Origin of the sequence: Mesorhizobium sp. M4B.F.Ca.ET.203.01.1.1 (genome assembly GCF_004791025.1) — a bacterium.
GTDB classification, from domain to species: Bacteria; Pseudomonadota; Alphaproteobacteria; order Rhizobiales; family Rhizobiaceae; genus Mesorhizobium; species Mesorhizobium abyssinicae.
This window is the reverse complement of record NZ_SRUO01000014.1, coordinates 1-15,231: the sequence shown is the minus strand read 5'-3', so window position 1 is coordinate 15,231 and position 15,231 is coordinate 1. Positions and strand designations below refer to the sequence as shown.

The 15,231-nt window shown below is 64.8% G+C and carries 14 protein-coding genes and 1 tRNA gene; 10 read left to right on the top strand and 5 right to left on the bottom strand.

The genetic code is table 11. The features are described from left to right. Positions 1-142 precede the first annotated feature (142 nt). From EN846_RS24750 to phnN, 3 genes are read left to right on the top strand one after another with little or no spacing between them, the layout of a single operon-like run. The gene (locus EN846_RS24750; RefSeq protein ID WP_127391610.1) at positions 143-850 is read left to right on the top strand and encodes a DUF1045 domain-containing protein; all 708 of its coding nucleotides are present in this window, start codon (positions 143-145) and stop codon (positions 848-850) included. Between the two features lie 49 nt (positions 851-899). Continuing rightward, complete coding sequence (locus tag EN846_RS24745) at positions 900-2,039, top strand: alpha-D-ribose 1-methylphosphonate 5-triphosphate diphosphatase (RefSeq protein ID WP_127391611.1); 1,140 nt, start codon at positions 900-902, stop codon at positions 2,037-2,039. Then, complete coding sequence (gene phnN, locus EN846_RS24740) at positions 2,036-2,665, top strand: phosphonate metabolism protein/1,5-bisphosphokinase (PRPP-forming) PhnN (protein ID WP_189379514.1); 630 nt, start codon at positions 2,036-2,038, stop codon at positions 2,663-2,665. The genes EN846_RS24745 and phnN overlap by 4 nt, the downstream gene beginning before the upstream one ends. A gap of 317 nt (positions 2,666-2,982) precedes the next feature. On the opposite strand, the gene EN846_RS24735 is transcribed toward phnN, so the two are convergent. The 3 genes from EN846_RS24735 to EN846_RS24725 all read right to left on the bottom strand — a co-directional run bounded on the left by EN846_RS24735 (position 2,983) and on the right by EN846_RS24725 (position 6,623). Further along, entirely contained in the window at positions 2,983-3,978 is a 996-nt protein-coding gene (locus EN846_RS24735; RefSeq protein ID WP_127286975.1) for an ABC transporter permease, read from the bottom strand. Then, positions 3,975-5,546: a sugar ABC transporter ATP-binding protein gene (locus EN846_RS24730; RefSeq protein ID WP_127286974.1), complete on the bottom strand. Its 1,572-nt coding sequence runs from the start codon at positions 5,544-5,546 to the stop codon at positions 3,975-3,977. The genes EN846_RS24735 and EN846_RS24730 overlap by 4 nt, the downstream gene beginning before the upstream one ends. A gap of 114 nt (positions 5,547-5,660) precedes the next feature. Beyond that, a complete protein-coding gene (locus EN846_RS24725; RefSeq protein WP_127286973.1) occupies positions 5,661-6,623 on the bottom strand; it encodes a sugar-binding protein in 963 nt (320 codons plus the stop codon). Between the two features lie 618 nt (positions 6,624-7,241). Between EN846_RS24725 and EN846_RS24720 the strand changes: the two genes are divergently transcribed. The 7 genes from EN846_RS24720 (at position 7,242) to EN846_RS35945 (ending at position 13,623) form a co-directional block, all read left to right on the top strand. Beyond that, the gene (locus EN846_RS24720) at positions 7,242-8,357 is read left to right on the top strand and encodes a LacI family DNA-binding transcriptional regulator (RefSeq protein ID WP_189379716.1); all 1,116 of its coding nucleotides are present in this window, start codon (positions 7,242-7,244) and stop codon (positions 8,355-8,357) included. Positions 8,358-8,428: 71 nt separating this feature from the next. Continuing rightward, the gene (locus tag EN846_RS24715; protein WP_127282644.1) at positions 8,429-8,734 is read left to right on the top strand and encodes a DUF1778 domain-containing protein; all 306 of its coding nucleotides are present in this window, start codon (positions 8,429-8,431) and stop codon (positions 8,732-8,734) included. Next, on the top strand, positions 8,734-9,270 hold the full coding sequence (locus tag EN846_RS24710) for a GNAT family N-acetyltransferase (RefSeq protein ID WP_127282643.1): 537 nt from the start codon (positions 8,734-8,736) through the stop codon (positions 9,268-9,270). The genes EN846_RS24715 and EN846_RS24710 overlap by 1 nt, the downstream gene beginning before the upstream one ends. A 93-nt stretch (positions 9,271-9,363) precedes the next feature. After that, positions 9,364-10,164, top strand: a complete 801-nt coding sequence (locus EN846_RS24705) for a class I SAM-dependent methyltransferase (RefSeq protein ID WP_127282642.1) — start codon at positions 9,364-9,366, stop codon at positions 10,162-10,164. Between the two features lie 538 nt (positions 10,165-10,702). After that, positions 10,703-12,178, top strand: coding sequence for a benzaldehyde dehydrogenase (locus EN846_RS24700; protein ID WP_210214008.1), 1,476 nt, complete (start codon positions 10,703-10,705; stop codon positions 12,176-12,178). Between the two features lie 22 nt (positions 12,179-12,200). After that, the gene (locus EN846_RS24695) at positions 12,201-12,968 is read left to right on the top strand and encodes a coniferyl-alcohol dehydrogenase (protein WP_127393244.1); all 768 of its coding nucleotides are present in this window, start codon (positions 12,201-12,203) and stop codon (positions 12,966-12,968) included. 301 nt (positions 12,969-13,269) lie between these two features. Further along, a complete protein-coding gene (locus tag EN846_RS35945; protein WP_245478277.1) occupies positions 13,270-13,623 on the top strand; it encodes a hypothetical protein in 354 nt (117 codons plus the stop codon). 12 nt (positions 13,624-13,635) lie between these two features. Here the strand turns inward: EN846_RS35945 and EN846_RS24685 are convergent. Together EN846_RS24685 and EN846_RS24680 are read right to left on the bottom strand one after the other, a co-directional pair. Then, positions 13,636-13,712: transfer RNA gene (locus tag EN846_RS24685), tRNA-Arg, on the bottom strand. Between the two features lie 203 nt (positions 13,713-13,915). Further along, positions 13,916-14,848, bottom strand: coding sequence for a DUF1003 domain-containing protein (locus EN846_RS24680; protein WP_127394247.1), 933 nt, complete (start codon positions 14,846-14,848; stop codon positions 13,916-13,918). Positions 14,849-15,231 lie beyond the last annotated feature (383 nt).

Here is a 15,231-nt window from a genome sequence, read left to right as displayed (position 1 = left end):
CATTGCGCTGAAGCCATTGGTCCAGCACGGAAGAATCGTCGGCTAAGGACCTGCCTGGCCGATTTGCCACCGAAAACCATCGTAAGCTTCGTCAATCCGTCATGGAAATCACCTATGGCAACGGGTCTGACGAGGACTTCTTATGCGCTACGCCATCTATTTCACCCCAAGCCAGGACGAGCCGCTGGCGCGGATCGCCGCCAATTGGCTGGGACGCGACCCGTTCGGCGCCGCCACCCGGCCGGTCGAGGCCGTGGGTGAGCTGTCGGCGGCCGAAGTAGCCTTCCACACCGCCTCGGCCCGCCGCTACGGCTTTCACGCGACGCTGAAGGCGCCCTTCAGGTTGGCTGAGAACGAGACCGAAGCCACGCTGCGCGCGGCGCTCGACAGCTTCGCCGAGGCGGCCCAGCCGGTTACCATCCCGCGCCTGATCGTCGGCCAGATCGACGGTTTCTTCGCGCTGGTGCCGCAAGCGCCGGTGCCGGCGCTCAACCGCTTCGCCGGCGATGTGGTGCTCGCCTTCGACCGCTTCCGCGCGCCGCTGACCGAGGCCGAGATCGAGCGCCGCAGCCCAGATTCGCTGAAGCCGGACGAGTTCCGCAACCTCTGCCAATGGGGCTACCCTTACGTCTTCGAGACCTTCCGCTTTCATATGACGCTGTCCGGCCGTGTCGCGTCACAGGAAAGCCCTCGTCTGCGCGCAGCAATCGACAGCCTGTTCACGGAAGTGCTGCTGCGGCCGGTGCCGGTCGATGCGCTGACGCTGTTCGTCGAAACCGAACCGGGCGCCCCGTTCATGGTGCTGTCCCACCACGCGCTAGGACGCCGCCCGGCCCGGAAAACTGCCTGAGACCAAACTGCTTGAGACCAAACTGCCTGATTACCAAGGACGATTTGAAATGACCGCCGAGACCGTTCTCACCAATGCCCGCATCGTGCTTGCCGACGAGATCGTCGAGGGCTCGCTGGTGCTGCGTGACGGCTTGATCGCAGCCATCGACCCGGGCGCTGCCCGCGCCGGCGAGGACATGGGCGGCGACTACATCATCCCCGGCCTGGTGGAACTGCACACCGACCATCTCGAAGGCCACTACGCGCCGCGCCCTAAGGTGCGCTGGAACCCGATTGCCGCCGTGCTTGCCCATGACGCGCAGGTGGCGACCGCCGGCATCACCACCGTGCTCGATGCCTTGCGCGTCGGCATGGACGAGGACGCCGACCTCACTTCAGCCGACATCCGCAAGCTGGCCGACGCCATTGAGGACAGCGTCGCGCAGGAGCGGCTCAGGGCCGACCATTTCATCCATCTGCGCTGCGAGGTCTCGGCGCCGGACTGCCTGAAGGCTTTCGCCAATTTCGAGACCGACGAGCGGGTGAAGCTGGCGTCGCTGATGGACCATGCTCCGGGACAGCGCCAGTTCGTCAATCTCGAAACCTATGCCTATTACTACCAGCGCAAGCTGAAGCTCTCCGATCGCGACTTCCAGAAATTCTGCGAGAAGCGCATGGCGGAATCGGCGATGAATTCCGGTCCGAACCGCATCTTCATTTCCGCCTCCTGCCACGAACGCGGCATTGTGCTGGCCAGCCATGACGACGCCACCGCCGGCCATGTCGAGGAAGCGATCGAGCAGGGCGTGCGCGTCGCCGAGTTCCCGACCACGGAGGAAGCGGCGCGGGCCTCCAAGGCGGCCGGCCTCGGTGTGCTGATGGGTGCGCCCAACGTCATGCGCGGCGCCTCGCATTCCGGCAACGTCTCGGCCCGCACGTTGGCCGGCGAGGGCCTGCTCGACATCTTGTCGTCCGACTACATTCCCTTCAGCCTGATCCAGTCGGCATTCTTCCTTGGCGATATGGTCGAGGGCATTTCCCTGCCGCAGGCGGTGGCGATGGTGTCAAGGAACCCGGCCGAGGCGGTCGGTCTCAGTGACCGCGGCGTGATCGAGGAGGGCCGGCGCGCCGATCTGGTGCGCGTGCGCGTCGACGACCATGTGCCGGTCGTGCGCACCGTCTGGCGCCAGGGGCGCCGGGTCGCATGATGGTCTCGGCCCTGCTCGAACGCGAATTGTCGGCCGAGAGATTCCCGATCCGCAACGGCGTCTTCGTCGCCGTGGTCGGTCCGAGCGGCGCCGGCAAGGACACGGTGATCGGCTATGCAAAGGGCCGCTTCGCCGACGAGACGCGGCTCGAATTCGTGCGCCGCGTCATCACCCGCCCGAGCGACGCGGCGAGCGAGGACCACGATACGCTGGCCGATGCCGCCTTCGCCGAGGCCGAGGCCGACGGCGCCTTCGCCTTGTGCTGGGACGCCCACGGCTTGCGCTACGGCCTGCCCGCCGATGTCGACTGGGCGGTCGCCAACGGTCATGTCGCCGTCGCCAACGTCTCGCGGTCTGTTATTCCGGCGCTGCGCGAGCGTTACGCCAATCTGGCGGTGGTCGAGATCACCGCGACGCCGGAAATCCTCGCCGAGCGGCTGGCAGCCCGCGGCCGCGAATCGCGTGGCGAGGTCCTGGCGCGCCTGGCGCGCAGCGCCAGCATCGCGCTCTCCGGACCGGACGTCACCTCGATCGACAACAGCGGCGCCAAGGACATCGCCGGCGAGCGCTTCGCCGAGGTGCTGCGCAAGGCGATGGCGTTTTCGGATTTGTCCAGCATGATCTGAGGCGAATTGATTCAGGTGATCCCGGCTTGCATGTGAGAGGTTGAGCCGAGACTTGTTGATGTCGGCGCCGCCCCCTCATTGCCCTGCCGGGCATTTCTCCCCGTATAGTGACGGGGAGAAAGGGCTGACCGCAGCCTCGGCGCCTTTCTAGCAACATTCGAAATTGGCGAAATCATCGAAGAGAGCGCCCCTCTCCCCGTCACTATACGGGGAGAGGATGCCGGCAGGCAGGTGAGGGGCAGCGCCAACGTCCGAAAAAGGGTGGCAGCACGCGAAGTTGAAACTGCCCGCTGCCTGCCGAACTCGAACGAAGGAAGCTACTCCGCCGGTGCGCCGGCGACGTTCCTGCGCGTCGCGTCGATCATCTGCCGCCGCGCCCGGAACACGCCCCATTGCTGGTCGACGAGCACGCCGATCAGGATCACCCCGCCCATCACGGCGAAGTTCAGCGAGGACGGGATGCCGAGCAGGTTGACCAGGTTCTGCAGCTCCTGCAGCAGCACCGTGCCGAGGATGACGCCGATCAGCGAGCCTTCGCCGCCGCGCAGCGAGAAGCCGCCGAGCACGGCCGCGGCAATGGCATAGAGTTCGTAGAACTGGCCGTGGCTCGCCGGCGAGATCGAGCGCGTGTACATGGCGAAGTAGATCGCCGACAGCGCCGTCAGCACGCCGCAGATGACGTAGGCCGCCATGACGATGCGGCCCGTGCGAATGCCCGAATATTTCGCCGCTTCCTCGTTCTTGCCGATGGCGTAGAGATAGCGCCCGAATACCGAGCGGTGCAGCACCACCCACATGACGATGGCGATGATGATCAGCGCGATGAAGCTGTTCGGCACGCCGTAGCTTCGTCCGGCGGTGAGGAATTCGAGGTCCGGGAAATTCTGGCCGAAGGCGAAGCCCGCCGTGCCGTCGGCGGTGTAGAAGCGCGCCACGCCGCGGTAGATGAGCAAGCCGCACAGCGTCACCACGAAGGGCTGCAGCTTCAGCCGCGTGATCAGCCAGCCATGCACCAGGCCGATGATGGCGCCGAGCGCGATGATCAGCACGAAGGCCAGCGGCCAGTCCAGCTCGCGCACGGCGATGAAGTCGATGAACAGCGTGCCGAGCAGCGCGACCACCGAGCCGACCGAGAGCTCGATGCCGCCGGTGATGATGACGAAGGCCTGGCCGATCGACAGGATGCCGAACAGGCCGATCAGGTTGGAGGTGTTGGCAAGATTGATCGGCAACAGGAAGCGCGGGTTGATGGCCGTCACCACCGCGCCGACCACCAGGATCAGCACCAGCAGGCCGAGATCTTTCTTGCTCATTGCGCTCCTCCCACCGCCTGGGCCGGCAGCGGCTTCTTGCCCACCGCCAGCCGAAGCACGTTCTCCTGGCTGAAGTCGTCCTTCTCGAGGATGCCGGATATCTGCCCCTCATGCATGACCGCGATGCGGTCCGACACCCCGATCACTTCTTCCATATCGCTGGAGATCATCAGCACCGCGACGCCGGCATCGGCCAGCGCCCGCATCAGCCCGTAGATCTCGGCCTTGGCGCCGATGTCGATGCCGCGCGTCGGCTCGTCGAGGATCATCACCTTGGGGTTCATCGCCAGCCATTTGGCCAGCACCACCTTCTGCTGGTTGCCGCCCGACAGCGTGCCGGTGCGGGTCGCGACCGACGGCGCCTTGATGCCGAGATTGCTCTTCTGCTTCTCGGCGGTGGCGATCTCGGCGCTGGTCGACACCAGCTGATGCTTCGCATGCGCCGGCAGGTTGGGCAGCGAGATGTTCTCGGCGATCGAGAGGTCGAGCAGGATGCCGGTCAGCTTGCGGTCCTCCGGCACCAGGAAGATGCCGCTCGCGACAGCGTCGGCGGCGGACCCGAGCTTCAGCGTCTTGCCATCCAGCGTCACGCTGCCGCCGAAGCGCTCGTCGATGCCGAACAGCACCCGCGCCAGCTCGGTGCGGCCGGAACCGACCAACCCGGCAAAACCGAGGATTTCGCCGTGGCGGACGTCCAGATCGACCGGGCGTTCCGGATAGGCGCTGGTGCGCACGGCCCTGGCCGAGAGCGCCGTGCCGCCCGGCGCATGCGCGGAATCCGAGACCCGCTCGCGTTCCTTCAGCATGCGGCCAATCATCAGCTTGACCATCTGGTCGTGATTGATCTGGTTTTTCGGCAGCGTGCCGGCGAGCATGCCGTCGCGCAGCACGACGACGCGGTCGGCGACGCGTTCGACCTCGTGCAGCCGATGCGAGATGAAGATGACGCTGATGGCTTCCGCCTTCAGCGCCTTGATGACGTCGAGCAGCTTCTCGGTCTCGGCGATCGGCAGGCTGGAGGTCGGCTCGTCGAGGATCACAAGCCGCGCCTTGATCGACAGCGCCTTGGCGATCTCGACCATCTGCTGCTGGGCGAGCGACAGCGAGGCGACCGGCGCGTCGGCTGAGAAATTGGCGCCGACGCGCTTCAGCAGCGGCGCCACCATCTCGCGCAGCTTCGAGCGGTCGACGAGCTTCAGCGGCCCAGCCTTCAGCGGCTCGCGGCCGAAGAAGATGTTGGCGGCGACGTCGAGGTTCTCGAACAGGTTGAGTTCCTGGTGCACGAAGGCAATGCCGGAACCGATGCTGGCCTCGACGGTGAGCCCATCATGCGCGACGCCATCGACGGTGATGGTGCCGGTATCCGGCCGCGTCACGCCGCCGAGGATCTTCATCAGCGTCGATTTGCCGGCGCCGTTTTCGCCGACCAGGCCGATCACCTCGCCCGGCCGCACCTCCATGGAAAAGCCGTCCAGCGCCACTACGCCGGGATAGGTCTTGCGCACGCCGTCCAGGCTCAGGAACGGAGCGATCGCGGATTGAGCAATGGATACGTCGGAATAATTCATCACGCCTGACAGCAGCCGGTGGGCGTTTGGCCTCAGACTGACGGGCCTTCGCGGGCCCGTCAATATGATCGCCGGCTCAAGGCAGGTCCCTGAGCCGGCGAAACGGGCGTCGTCCTACTTGCCGGCCATCGCCTTGAGGTTCGCGGCGTAGGCGTCGACATCGTCCTTGCCGATGATCTTGGTCGGCACGATGATCAGGCCGCCCTCCGGGATGCCCGACTTGTCGCCCTTGAGATAGGCGGCCATCAGCTTCATGCCCTGATAGGCCCACTCGAACGGCTGCTGCACCACGGTGGCGGCAACGGTGCCTTCCTTGACGCCACCCAGCGTGATCGGATCGTCATCGAAGCCGACGACGGTGATCTGGCCGAGCTTGCCGGCGTCGCGCAGCGCCTCATAGATGCGCGGCGTGTTGTAGGAATAGAAGCCGACCATGCAGGTGATGTCGGGGCTGGCGACCAGCGCGTCCTCGACGTTCTTCTTGGCGCGTGCCTGGTCGATGTCGTCGCCGCGCACGTCCACCAGTTCGATCTTGGTGCCGGCGAGCCCGTCCTTCATGCCCTGGATGCGTTCCTTGGCGTTGTCGGCGCCGAGCAGGCCGACGAAGCCGAGGCACTTGCCGCCGTCCGGCATCGCCTTCTTGGCGATCTCGGCCGCCTGCTTGCCGGCATCGACGTTGGACGAGCCGATATAGGCGACGCGCTTGGTCTGCGGGGCGTCCGAATCGGTGGTGAACAGCGCCGTCTGGGACGCGATCTTGTTCAGCCCGTCGGTCGAGGTCTTGGGGTCGACGGCGGAGACCATGATGCCCTTGACGCCGGCCGTCACCAGGTCATCCATCAGCCGCTGCTGGATGGCGACGGACGACTGCTCCGGATATTTCAGCTCCAGATTGTAGTCCGGCAGCTCGCCTTGCGCCTTCTTCACGCCGGCTTCCGCCGCCTTCCAGAAGTCGGATGCGCCGTTGACGACGAAGGCCAGCGTCGGCTTGTCGTCGGCGCGCGCGATCGCGCTCGCCGACAGGCCGAGCGCCAGGGCCGCGGCGGCGATGGACGCAGTTCGGATCACAGATTTCATGTTCAACCTCCCTTTTGAAACACAGACAGAATGTGTCGCTTGCGGCGCGGGCACCCCTCTCCTCAAGGGTTTGGCCCCAGATCCGGCAACCTAGAAATGGCGCCAATCCAGCCGCGACCGAGACACTAGACACTCATTCGCAGTTCGTAAATAGTCCGATTTGTCTGACATTTTCGTGAGTGTGCGGCGACCCTCTTCCGGCGGCTTGCCGGTCCGATGGCGCACCGCATCGCACGCCTTGACGCCACCAGCCGGAAGCCCGGATCCGGTAACGACGAGTTGACAGTAGAACGCTTACGGCTATTAGTAAATAGTATTAGTTATTGAGGATGGCCGATACAGCCGGACGGGAGATCTGGCAGCCAAAGCGGAGCGCAAGGGAGGAAGAAGAGCGCCAGCGGCAAAGCGGGCCATCGCGCGGAAATTCTACGGGAAATCGTCAGCTTTGCTGACCTTGTCCGGTCGTTTCGTCGGCGTGCGGCGCGGCCGGCGCGGAATGCGTCGCGTTTGGTAATAGTTATAATCAAGCTGCATTTCGATAAATGCGCTTCCACGAAAGCCATCTTGCCGTTGCTGCCGGCCTTTGCTTAACAACTGGCCGGGTTTGGGAAAACGACCATGAGCGAACCGACGGAATTGCGCGATCCCCCGGAGGCGTCCAGGCGACGCGCCGCCAGGCCCAAGGGCCGCGTCACCATGACCGATATCGCCAGGGCCGCCGGCTGCTCGCAGGCGACGGTGTCGTTCGTGCTCAACAATTCGCCCGGCATCAGGCTCTCGCAGCAGACCCGCGACCGGGTGATCGAAGCGGCGCGGTCGCTGGGCTACTCGCCGCCGGTGTTTTCCGCCCTGCGGCCGCCGGTGACGCCATTCGAGGGGCTGGACGGCGTCATCGGCTTCGCCGTCGACCAGCTCGCCACCAGCCCCGAGGCGGTGGTCGCCATCGAGGGCGCGCGCCAGGCCTCCTGGAATGCCGGCAACGTGCTGCTTGTCGCGCAGACCATGGGCGATGCCGTCATGGAGCCGCGCGCTATTTCAGCGCTGACCAGGCGCGGCATCTCGGCGCTGATCTACATGACCATCTTCACCCGCGAGATCGCGGCGCCCGAATTCCTCTACAGCCTCGATATCCCGGTCATCCTGCTCAACTGCTACACCGCCGACTATGCCTTCCCTGCCGTCGTGCCCTCCGAGATCGCCGGCGGCCAGAGCGCGACGCGGCATCTCATCGGCCATGGCCACCGCCGCATCGCCACCATCACCGGCGAGCCCTGGATGCAGGCGGCTCAAGATAGGCTGAAAGGCTATCGCCGCGCCCTCGCTACCGCCGACATCCCCTTCGATCCGGAGCTGGTGGTCGAGGGCGACTGGTCGGCCAGCGCCGGCTATGCCGCGACCGTCAAATTGCTCGCCCTGAAGGAGCGCCCGACCGCCATCTTCTGCCAGAACGACCGCACCGCGATTGGCTGCTACGAGGCGCTGAAGGAGGCCGGCCTGCATATCCCTGAGGATATTTCCGTCGTCGGCTATGACGACGAGGAGATCGCCCGCCATCTGTTTCCGCCGCTGACGACATCGATCCTGCCGCATATGGCGATGGGCCAATGGGCGATCGAGCAGCTGGAAGCGCCGCCCACGCCGGGCCGCGGCCGCTATCCCATCACCAAGCTGGAATGCCCGCTGGTGGAGCGGGAGAGCGTGGGCAGGCTCGGGGTCCGGGACGCGGCAGGGTGAGATCCTGCGGGCCTGTATTGACATTGTCATGACAATTTCTAAATATCTGATCCTGACGCAGGAGGATTTCGATGCCGCAGTCCAGTCATGCCGGCCGCGATCGCGATGCGGCGCGAAAGGACGATGTGATCCAGATCCGCGCTTCGGCGGGGACGAAGGCCATTCTCAGCCGCGCCGCGGGTTTGCGCGGGCAGAAACTGTCGGAGTTCATGCTGGACAGCGCCCGCAGGCAAGCTGAAGAAACCATTCTCGACCAGCGCGCCTTCTTTCTCGATGCCGAGGCGCATCAGAAATTGCTCGATCTGCTCGACGCCCCCGACAAACCGACCGAGGAACTTCGCGCGCGCATGACGCGCAAGCCCGCCTGGGAGCGCTGATGCCTGCTGGCGGAGGGCCGGGGTTGCGGGTCAGCCCTCCGGAACGGCTGACCGTCGGCCACGATGTGTCCGCGTTTCGTAACGGCAGGCATCCCACCCTCGATGACTGGTTGCGCAATCGCGCTCTTGCCGGCGAGGGCCTGTCCGCCCGGACCTATGTGGTCTGTGACGCGAACATGAATAATCGCGTCATCGGCTACTATGCGATCTCGACGGCGATGGAAGAACGGATCGCGCTGCCAAGCGCGAAGCTGCGGCGGGGTATGCCCGAGCAGGTCCCGCTGCTGCTGATCGGCCGCCTGGCGGTCGATCAGGCATTCCAGGGACTTGGGCTTGGCGGGGACCTGCTTGCCGATGCGCTGCGTCGCTGCCTGGCCGTGTCGGAGATCGCCGGGGTTCGCGCCGTGGTGGCGCATGCGATAGACGATGACGCCGTCGGCTTCTATCAGCGGCACGGCTTCATTCCGTCTCCGCTGGGCGAGCGAGTGATGCTGATGCCGGTCGAGACAGTGCAGGCATTGTTCTCGAAAGTCTGAATCGTCCGGCCGCTCGAACGACGAGGTCGACTTGCCACCGCTTGGCATCGATCCCGTCGTGGACTAGCCTGAGGCCAGCGAAGGGAGAGCGAGATGACGTCGAGCTTCACCGTGCACCAGGCATCCGGCTACGAGCAGCTGATGGGTCGCTGGAGCCGCAGGCTGGCGCCCAAATTCATCGACTTCGCCGGACTGGCCGGCGGCGAAAAAATCCTCGACGTCGGCTGCGGCACCGGCAGCCTGACCTTCGAGCTGGCGAAATCCGCCGGCCTCGCCGAAATCCAGGCCATCGACTTCTCGCCCGTTTTCATCGAGGCGGCCAAGGCACGCAACACCGATCCGCGCATCACCTTCAGCCAAGCCGACGCCACCGCGCTGCCCTTCGCGGACGACGCGTTCGACCGCGCGCTGGCGCTGCTCTTGCTGCATTTCGTGCCGGAGGCCGGCAAGGCGGTGGCCGAGATGCGCCGCGTGACGCGGCCCGGCGGCGTGATCGCAGCGGTTGTGTGGGACCATCTCGGCGGCATGCCCGGCATGCGCATGATGATCGACACGGTTGCCGCGCTCAGCGAAAGCGGCCGCCAGATGCGCAGCCGCTATTGCTTCCAGCCGATGATGCAGCCGGGCGAGATGAAGCGCACCTTCGTCCAGCAGGGTCTGGCCGACGTCACCGAGACCGAGCTGATGATCCGCATGGACTATGCGGATTTCGACGACTACTGGGCGCCGATCGGCGCCGGCGAGGGGCCGCTCGGCAAATACATGTCCACGCTCGACGCCGCCGAGCGGACGCGCACCGAAGCCGCCGTCCGCGATGCCTACCAGGCCGGCCGGCCCGATGGCCCGCGCTCGTTCGCCAATGTCGCCTGGGCCTGCCGGGGCGTTGTTCGCTAGAGGCGTTTTCGCCTAATCCGATCAGCCTGACGACCTCGTCGTGGTTGGTCCTCGCGGTCTTGCGCTCGTCGGCCGGGACCCGGCGCCTCGGCACGACAATGCTGTCGGGGACAGCGAAGATGATGCCCGGCGCGGATCGCAACCAACCAATGTGTGGAGCGCGCCGCTCTGCGCCGCTTGGCTTTCCGGAATCTCAAAAAAAACTATGACAGATAGCAATACTATGCTATGCGACATAGCAATAACGCTATTTGACATAGCGAATGATGGCAAGGGAGGAGCCGCAGTGCCGAGGTCGCGGTGTAATGGGATGGAGTCGGCCCCGCCTTGGTTATGTAGCTCTGGCTGCATCCTCGATGCCGCCGCGCTCGTTAGCCACTGCACCAAGCAAAGTACCAAAGACATTCTGTGCGCTTGAGGCGTTGCCGCGAACAGCCTCCGGCAAGATTCACGTGCTGCGGGCGCCGGCAGCGGCAGGACCAGATGCCCCGCGCGCGCAGCAGAGCAATTGCGAATGTTTGCAAGGGAGGATCAACGAGTGAACATCCAAAGCAGGAGCTTCATCGACGAGGCACGCTGGACCGGCAAGGCATTTCTGGGTGGCTGGCGTGAGACGGCTGCCGGCGTCGCCGAGGTGCGCAATCCCGCGACCGCCATGTTGGTGGCCTCGGTGGGCGTCGGCGGCGCGGCAGACATCGGGCAAGCCGCGGTTGGCGCCTATCTGGCGCAGCCGGCCTGGGCGGCGAAACTTCCCTCCGAGCGCGCGGCCATATTGAACAAGGCGGCCGATATCCTGGAAGCCAATGGCGAAGAGCTGGTCGGCTGGATAATGCGCGAATCCGGCTCCATCCGGGCGAAGGCGCAAATCGAGATCGATCACGGGGCGGCCTTCATCCGCCACGCCGCGGCTGCCGCTGTCGAGCCGAATGGCATCGCCCTTCCCACCATGGATGCCGGACGCCAGAACCATGCGCGGCGGGTGCCGCACGGCGTGGTCGGAATTATCTCGCCGTTCAATTTTCCACTTGTCCTCTCTGTCCGCGCGATTGCCGCCGCTTTGGCGACAGGCAACGCCGTCGTCCACAAACCGGATCCGCGCACGCCGATTTCCGGTGGCATCATCATTGCACGCCTGTTCGAGGAAGCGGGCCTGCCCGCAGGTGTCCTCCATGTCGTCCCCGGCGGAATTGACGCCGGCGAGGCCCTCTGCACGGATGCGAACGTCGCGATGGTCTCGTTCACGGGGTCGGCGGCGGCCGGGAGCCGGGTCGGCGAACTGGCCGGCAAGCATCTGAAGAAGGTTCAGCTCGAGCTCGGCGGCAAGAACGCCCTCATCATTCTCGATGATGCCGATCCGGACGTCGCGGCGTCGAATGCCGCCTGGGGCTGCTTCCTGCATCAGGGCCAGATCTGCATGTCGACCGGTCTCATCCTTGTCGACGAGAAGCATGCCGATGCGATTGCTTCGCGCCTTGCCGCCAGAGCCGGACACCTGGTTGCTGGCGATCCCTCGACCGATCAGGTGGCGCTTGGCCCCATCATTTCCGATGCCCAGGTCGACAGAATCCAGGGCATCGTCGACGATGCCGTCGCCAAGGGCGCAAAGCTGCTCGCCGGAGGCAAGGCAAGCGGCCGCTTCTATCCGGCAACGGTTCTGTTCGGCATTGAGCGAGGCATGCGTGCGTTCGAGGAAGAGATCTTCGGGCCCGTCGCCTGCATTGCCCCGTTCCGCGACGAAGAGGCGGCGATCGCTCTCGTCAACAGCTCCGAATATGGCCTCGCCGCCGGCGTCATTTCGGCTTCCGTCGACCGCGCCCGGTCCGTTGGCGAAAGACTGGAGGTCGGCCATCTGCACATCAACGATCAGACCGTCAACGCCGGGCCACACGCACCTTTCGGCGGCCGGCGGCGCTCGGGCAATGGCAGCCGCGTCTCAGGGCCGGCGATCTGGGAGGAATTCACGCAGTGGATGTGGATTTCCGTCAAGGAACAAGCAACGCCCTATCCATTTTGACCAATCCACGAAAGATCGAACCATGAATCTCTCCAGCAAGCTTCTGGTCATCACGGGCGCGTCTTCGGGGATCGGAGCCGAGGTCGCCCGTCTCGCCCGCTTCCATGGCGCCAGGGTAATCGGCATCGACCGCAATGATCCCACGGTTACCCTCGATGGCTTCGTGAAGGCCGATCTCTCGAAGCCGGAAGCGATCGACGAGGCCGTTTTGTCCTTGCCCGCGCAATTCGATGGGCTGGTCAACGCGGCAGGCGTGCCGGGCACCTCTGACAGGGATACGGTCGCCCGCGTCAACTATCTCGGCCTGCGTCACCTGACCGAGACAGTGGTCGGCAGGCTTTCGCCGGGCGCGGCAGTCGTCAACTTCGCCTCGATATTGGGCGCCGCATGGCCGGAACGCCTCGCCCGGCACAAGGACCTGGCAACGACCGCGACCTTCCAATCCGGTCATGATTGGTTGGCTGCGAACCCGGTTTCGCAGGACACCTGCTATCAATATTTCAAGGAAGCGCTGATCGTCTGGACGTTCATGCGGGCGCAGCAGCTCTTCCTCTCGCGTGACATCCGCATGAATTCCGTTGCGCCCGGCCCGGTCTTTACGCCAATCCTCGGCGACTTCATCACCATGCTTGGTCAGGATCGGGTCGAGGCTGACAGCGGCAGAATGAAGCGCCCTGCCTTTGCAGACGAGATCGCCCCGGCTGTCGTCTTCCTGTGCTCGGACGCGGCGCGCTGGATCAATGGCGTCAACCTGCCGATCGACGGTGGCCTGGCCTCCACCTATCTCTGAGGCGGCGCGCGTTCAACCGCACGCCGGGCCGCGCCAGCTATGCCGCCATCTGGTCGATCATCAAACGCGCCGAGCCGCTGAGGAGGGGGCTGGTGTTCGAGGTGGACACGACGCGGGCGGTTGAGTTCGAGGCGATTGTGGGGTGGCTGCGGGGGGGGTGATGGGTAGGGACCGACCGTCATATTCCCATCTTATGTCGGCCGCAGCGCTACGACATTCTGCCTTCAGGCGTGGGAGGCGGCTGTGAGCTTGGCGCAGTGATCGAGGAAATCGTAGGTTGCCAAATGGGGCGCCGCAGGAGATGAAACTGGGCACCGCCATATTATTTTGGTGCCTGTCGTTTCTCAAGCTTGCCACTGCATGCACGTTCGGCCGCGGCACAAATGTCGGCGCGCTAGTCGCCGGCCGATTTGCGGGCGGCGGCACATTCGAACCGGAGGCTCAAATGTCAGTCCAGGAAAAACCTTCCCCCGCGGTCCCCGCACATCCTGAGGAAATCAAGTCGGTTTTCGATCTGCGTTTGGGTAAGCATGTTGTCTTGCAAGGCAGTGCCAGGATAACACCGGCAGGTGTGATCAGCGCCGGGATCGCGGTCGCCGTTATGACGCTTGCGCTGGGTTACCTTGCTTCGTCGGGGAGGCGTCGCAGGCAATAGGGGGCATGCCGTTGGCGCACCCGACAGGATTCGAACCTGTGACCTCTGCCTTCGGAGGGCAGCGCTCTATCCAGCTGAGCTACGGGTGCTTCCCGGCAAAACGAACCGGCCGGTGAACCGGCCAGCCACGGCTTCTTAGCGGAAGCAGGCGAAGGCTTCAACGGGCAATTGGGATGGCAAGGCATTTGACGCCACAGGAGCGGTTAGGCTTCCCGAGGGCGTATGTGACGGCCAAGGCTGCGCCCCAGTTAAACTTGCCTCTGCGTCGCGAGCAAATTTGCCGCCACACTCCTCACCCCGCAGCCTCGCTCCTAGCCACCCGCCGCCGCACCCCCCTTGTCGCCCGCTTCACCTTCTTCGCCCCGGTCAGCTCGTGCATGGCGTCCAGCTGCATCTGCTGCATTTCGGCCAGCCGCTGCCATTGGCGCGAGATCAGGTAGTCGAGCTTTTCGTGCAGGTGGCGAACTTCGAGCTCGGCCTTGAGGTTCACCCGGTAGTCGTTGAAGGAGCGCAGCCGGTCTTTTGCTTCCTGCCGCTTCTGGCTCATCATGATCACCGGCGCCTGGATGGCGGCGATGCAGGACAGCATCAGGTTGAGCAGGATGAACGGGTAGGGGTCGAAGGCGCCCGCCATGCCCTCGAAAAGATTGATGCCGATCCAGATCAGCAGCACCGCCGCGAACGAGATCAGGAACCACCAGCTGCCGCCGAACTCGGCCATGTTGTCGGAGACGCGATCGGCGAACGACCTGTGCTCCTCGAACTCCTCTTCCGAGTTCTCCGAGATCGTGTCTTGCCTGGCGATCGATTCGACCACCTGGCGGTCGAGCTCGGAGAATTCGCCGTGCTCCTGCTGCAGCAGTTCTTCCATGTAGCGCATGCGGTAGCGGGCGAGCTCCTCGCGGCTGATGCGGGCGCCGCGCGGCAGGTCGGGATGGTCGGCGCGGATGCGGTCGGAAAGGCTCGGCCTGAGATCGTCGATGCGCACCAGGTCGCGCTTGCGAAATTTCCGGCCGCTGATCGCCGACGGCTTTTTCTTCGGCTTGACCCGCGACGCGGCGGGCCCGGGCAGGGCCGGTTCGGAATCCGGCACCTCCGGCGCTTCGAGGATCTCGTCGTCCGCCGTCTCGTGCAGGTCGTCCGGCAAGGTGGAGGCCTCGAGATATTCGCCGGCCGAGTGGGTCTCGTCGTCTTCCGTCTTCTGCGCCTTCGGGTCGCCGGCCATGGTCAGTGCTCCTGTTCTCGGCTTTTGGGTACGATACGCCAAGCCGGCGCGGCATATCCATCGCGAGTGTGAATGTGGTGTGACCGAACAAGTTGTTGTGATGGGGGGCGGCGCAAGCTGAGATCGGTGGTGATCCTTCGCGCCCCCCTCTGTCCTGCCGGACATCTCCCCCGCGAGGGGGGAGATTGGCAGCTTCGGCGCCACGCTTTGACGTTGGCGATTGGCGAAAGCCGCGGTGAAATCTGATCTCCCCCTCGTGGGCAGGGGAATCGCATATGGCTTTTTGGGACTTGAAGTTGGGCTGAGAAGGGATTCTGTGAGCAGGCAGTCTTAACGAGGGAGAGACTGCCATTTCGAGCCTTGAAAGCTATTTCGGCGCCGTG

Excerpts from the sequence above, each read along its gene's own strand:
- EN846_RS24695 (WP_127393244.1), top strand. The coding sequence starts at position 12,201 with ATGAATCTCTCCAGCAAGCTTCTGGTCATCACGGGCGCGTCTTCGGGG.
- EN846_RS24720 (WP_189379716.1), top strand. The coding sequence starts at position 7,242 with ATGAGCGAACCGACGGAATTGCGCGATCCCCCGGAGGCGTCCAGGCGA.
- EN846_RS24750 (WP_127391610.1), top strand. The coding sequence starts at position 143 with ATGCGCTACGCCATCTATTTCACCCCAAGCCAGGACGAGCCGCTGGCG.
- EN846_RS35945 (WP_245478277.1), top strand. The coding sequence starts at position 13,270 with ATGAAACTGGGCACCGCCATATTATTTTGGTGCCTGTCGTTTCTCAAG.
- EN846_RS24730 (WP_127286974.1), bottom strand. The coding sequence starts at position 5,546 with ATGAATTATTCCGACGTATCCATTGCTCAATCCGCGATCGCTCCGTTC.
- EN846_RS24735 (WP_127286975.1), bottom strand. The coding sequence starts at position 3,978 with ATGAGCAAGAAAGATCTCGGCCTGCTGGTGCTGATCCTGGTGGTCGGC.
- EN846_RS24680 (WP_127394247.1), bottom strand. The coding sequence starts at position 14,848 with ATGGCCGGCGACCCGAAGGCGCAGAAGACGGAAGACGACGAGACCCAC.
- EN846_RS24710 (WP_127282643.1), top strand. The coding sequence starts at position 8,734 with ATGCCTGCTGGCGGAGGGCCGGGGTTGCGGGTCAGCCCTCCGGAACGG.
- EN846_RS24715 (WP_127282644.1), top strand. The coding sequence starts at position 8,429 with ATGCCGCAGTCCAGTCATGCCGGCCGCGATCGCGATGCGGCGCGAAAG.
- phnN (WP_189379514.1), top strand. The coding sequence starts at position 2,036 with ATGATGGTCTCGGCCCTGCTCGAACGCGAATTGTCGGCCGAGAGATTC.
- EN846_RS24725 (WP_127286973.1), bottom strand. The coding sequence starts at position 6,623 with ATGAAATCTGTGATCCGAACTGCGTCCATCGCCGCCGCGGCCCTGGCG.
- EN846_RS24705 (WP_127282642.1), top strand. The coding sequence starts at position 9,364 with ATGACGTCGAGCTTCACCGTGCACCAGGCATCCGGCTACGAGCAGCTG.
- EN846_RS24745 (WP_127391611.1), top strand. The coding sequence starts at position 900 with ATGACCGCCGAGACCGTTCTCACCAATGCCCGCATCGTGCTTGCCGAC.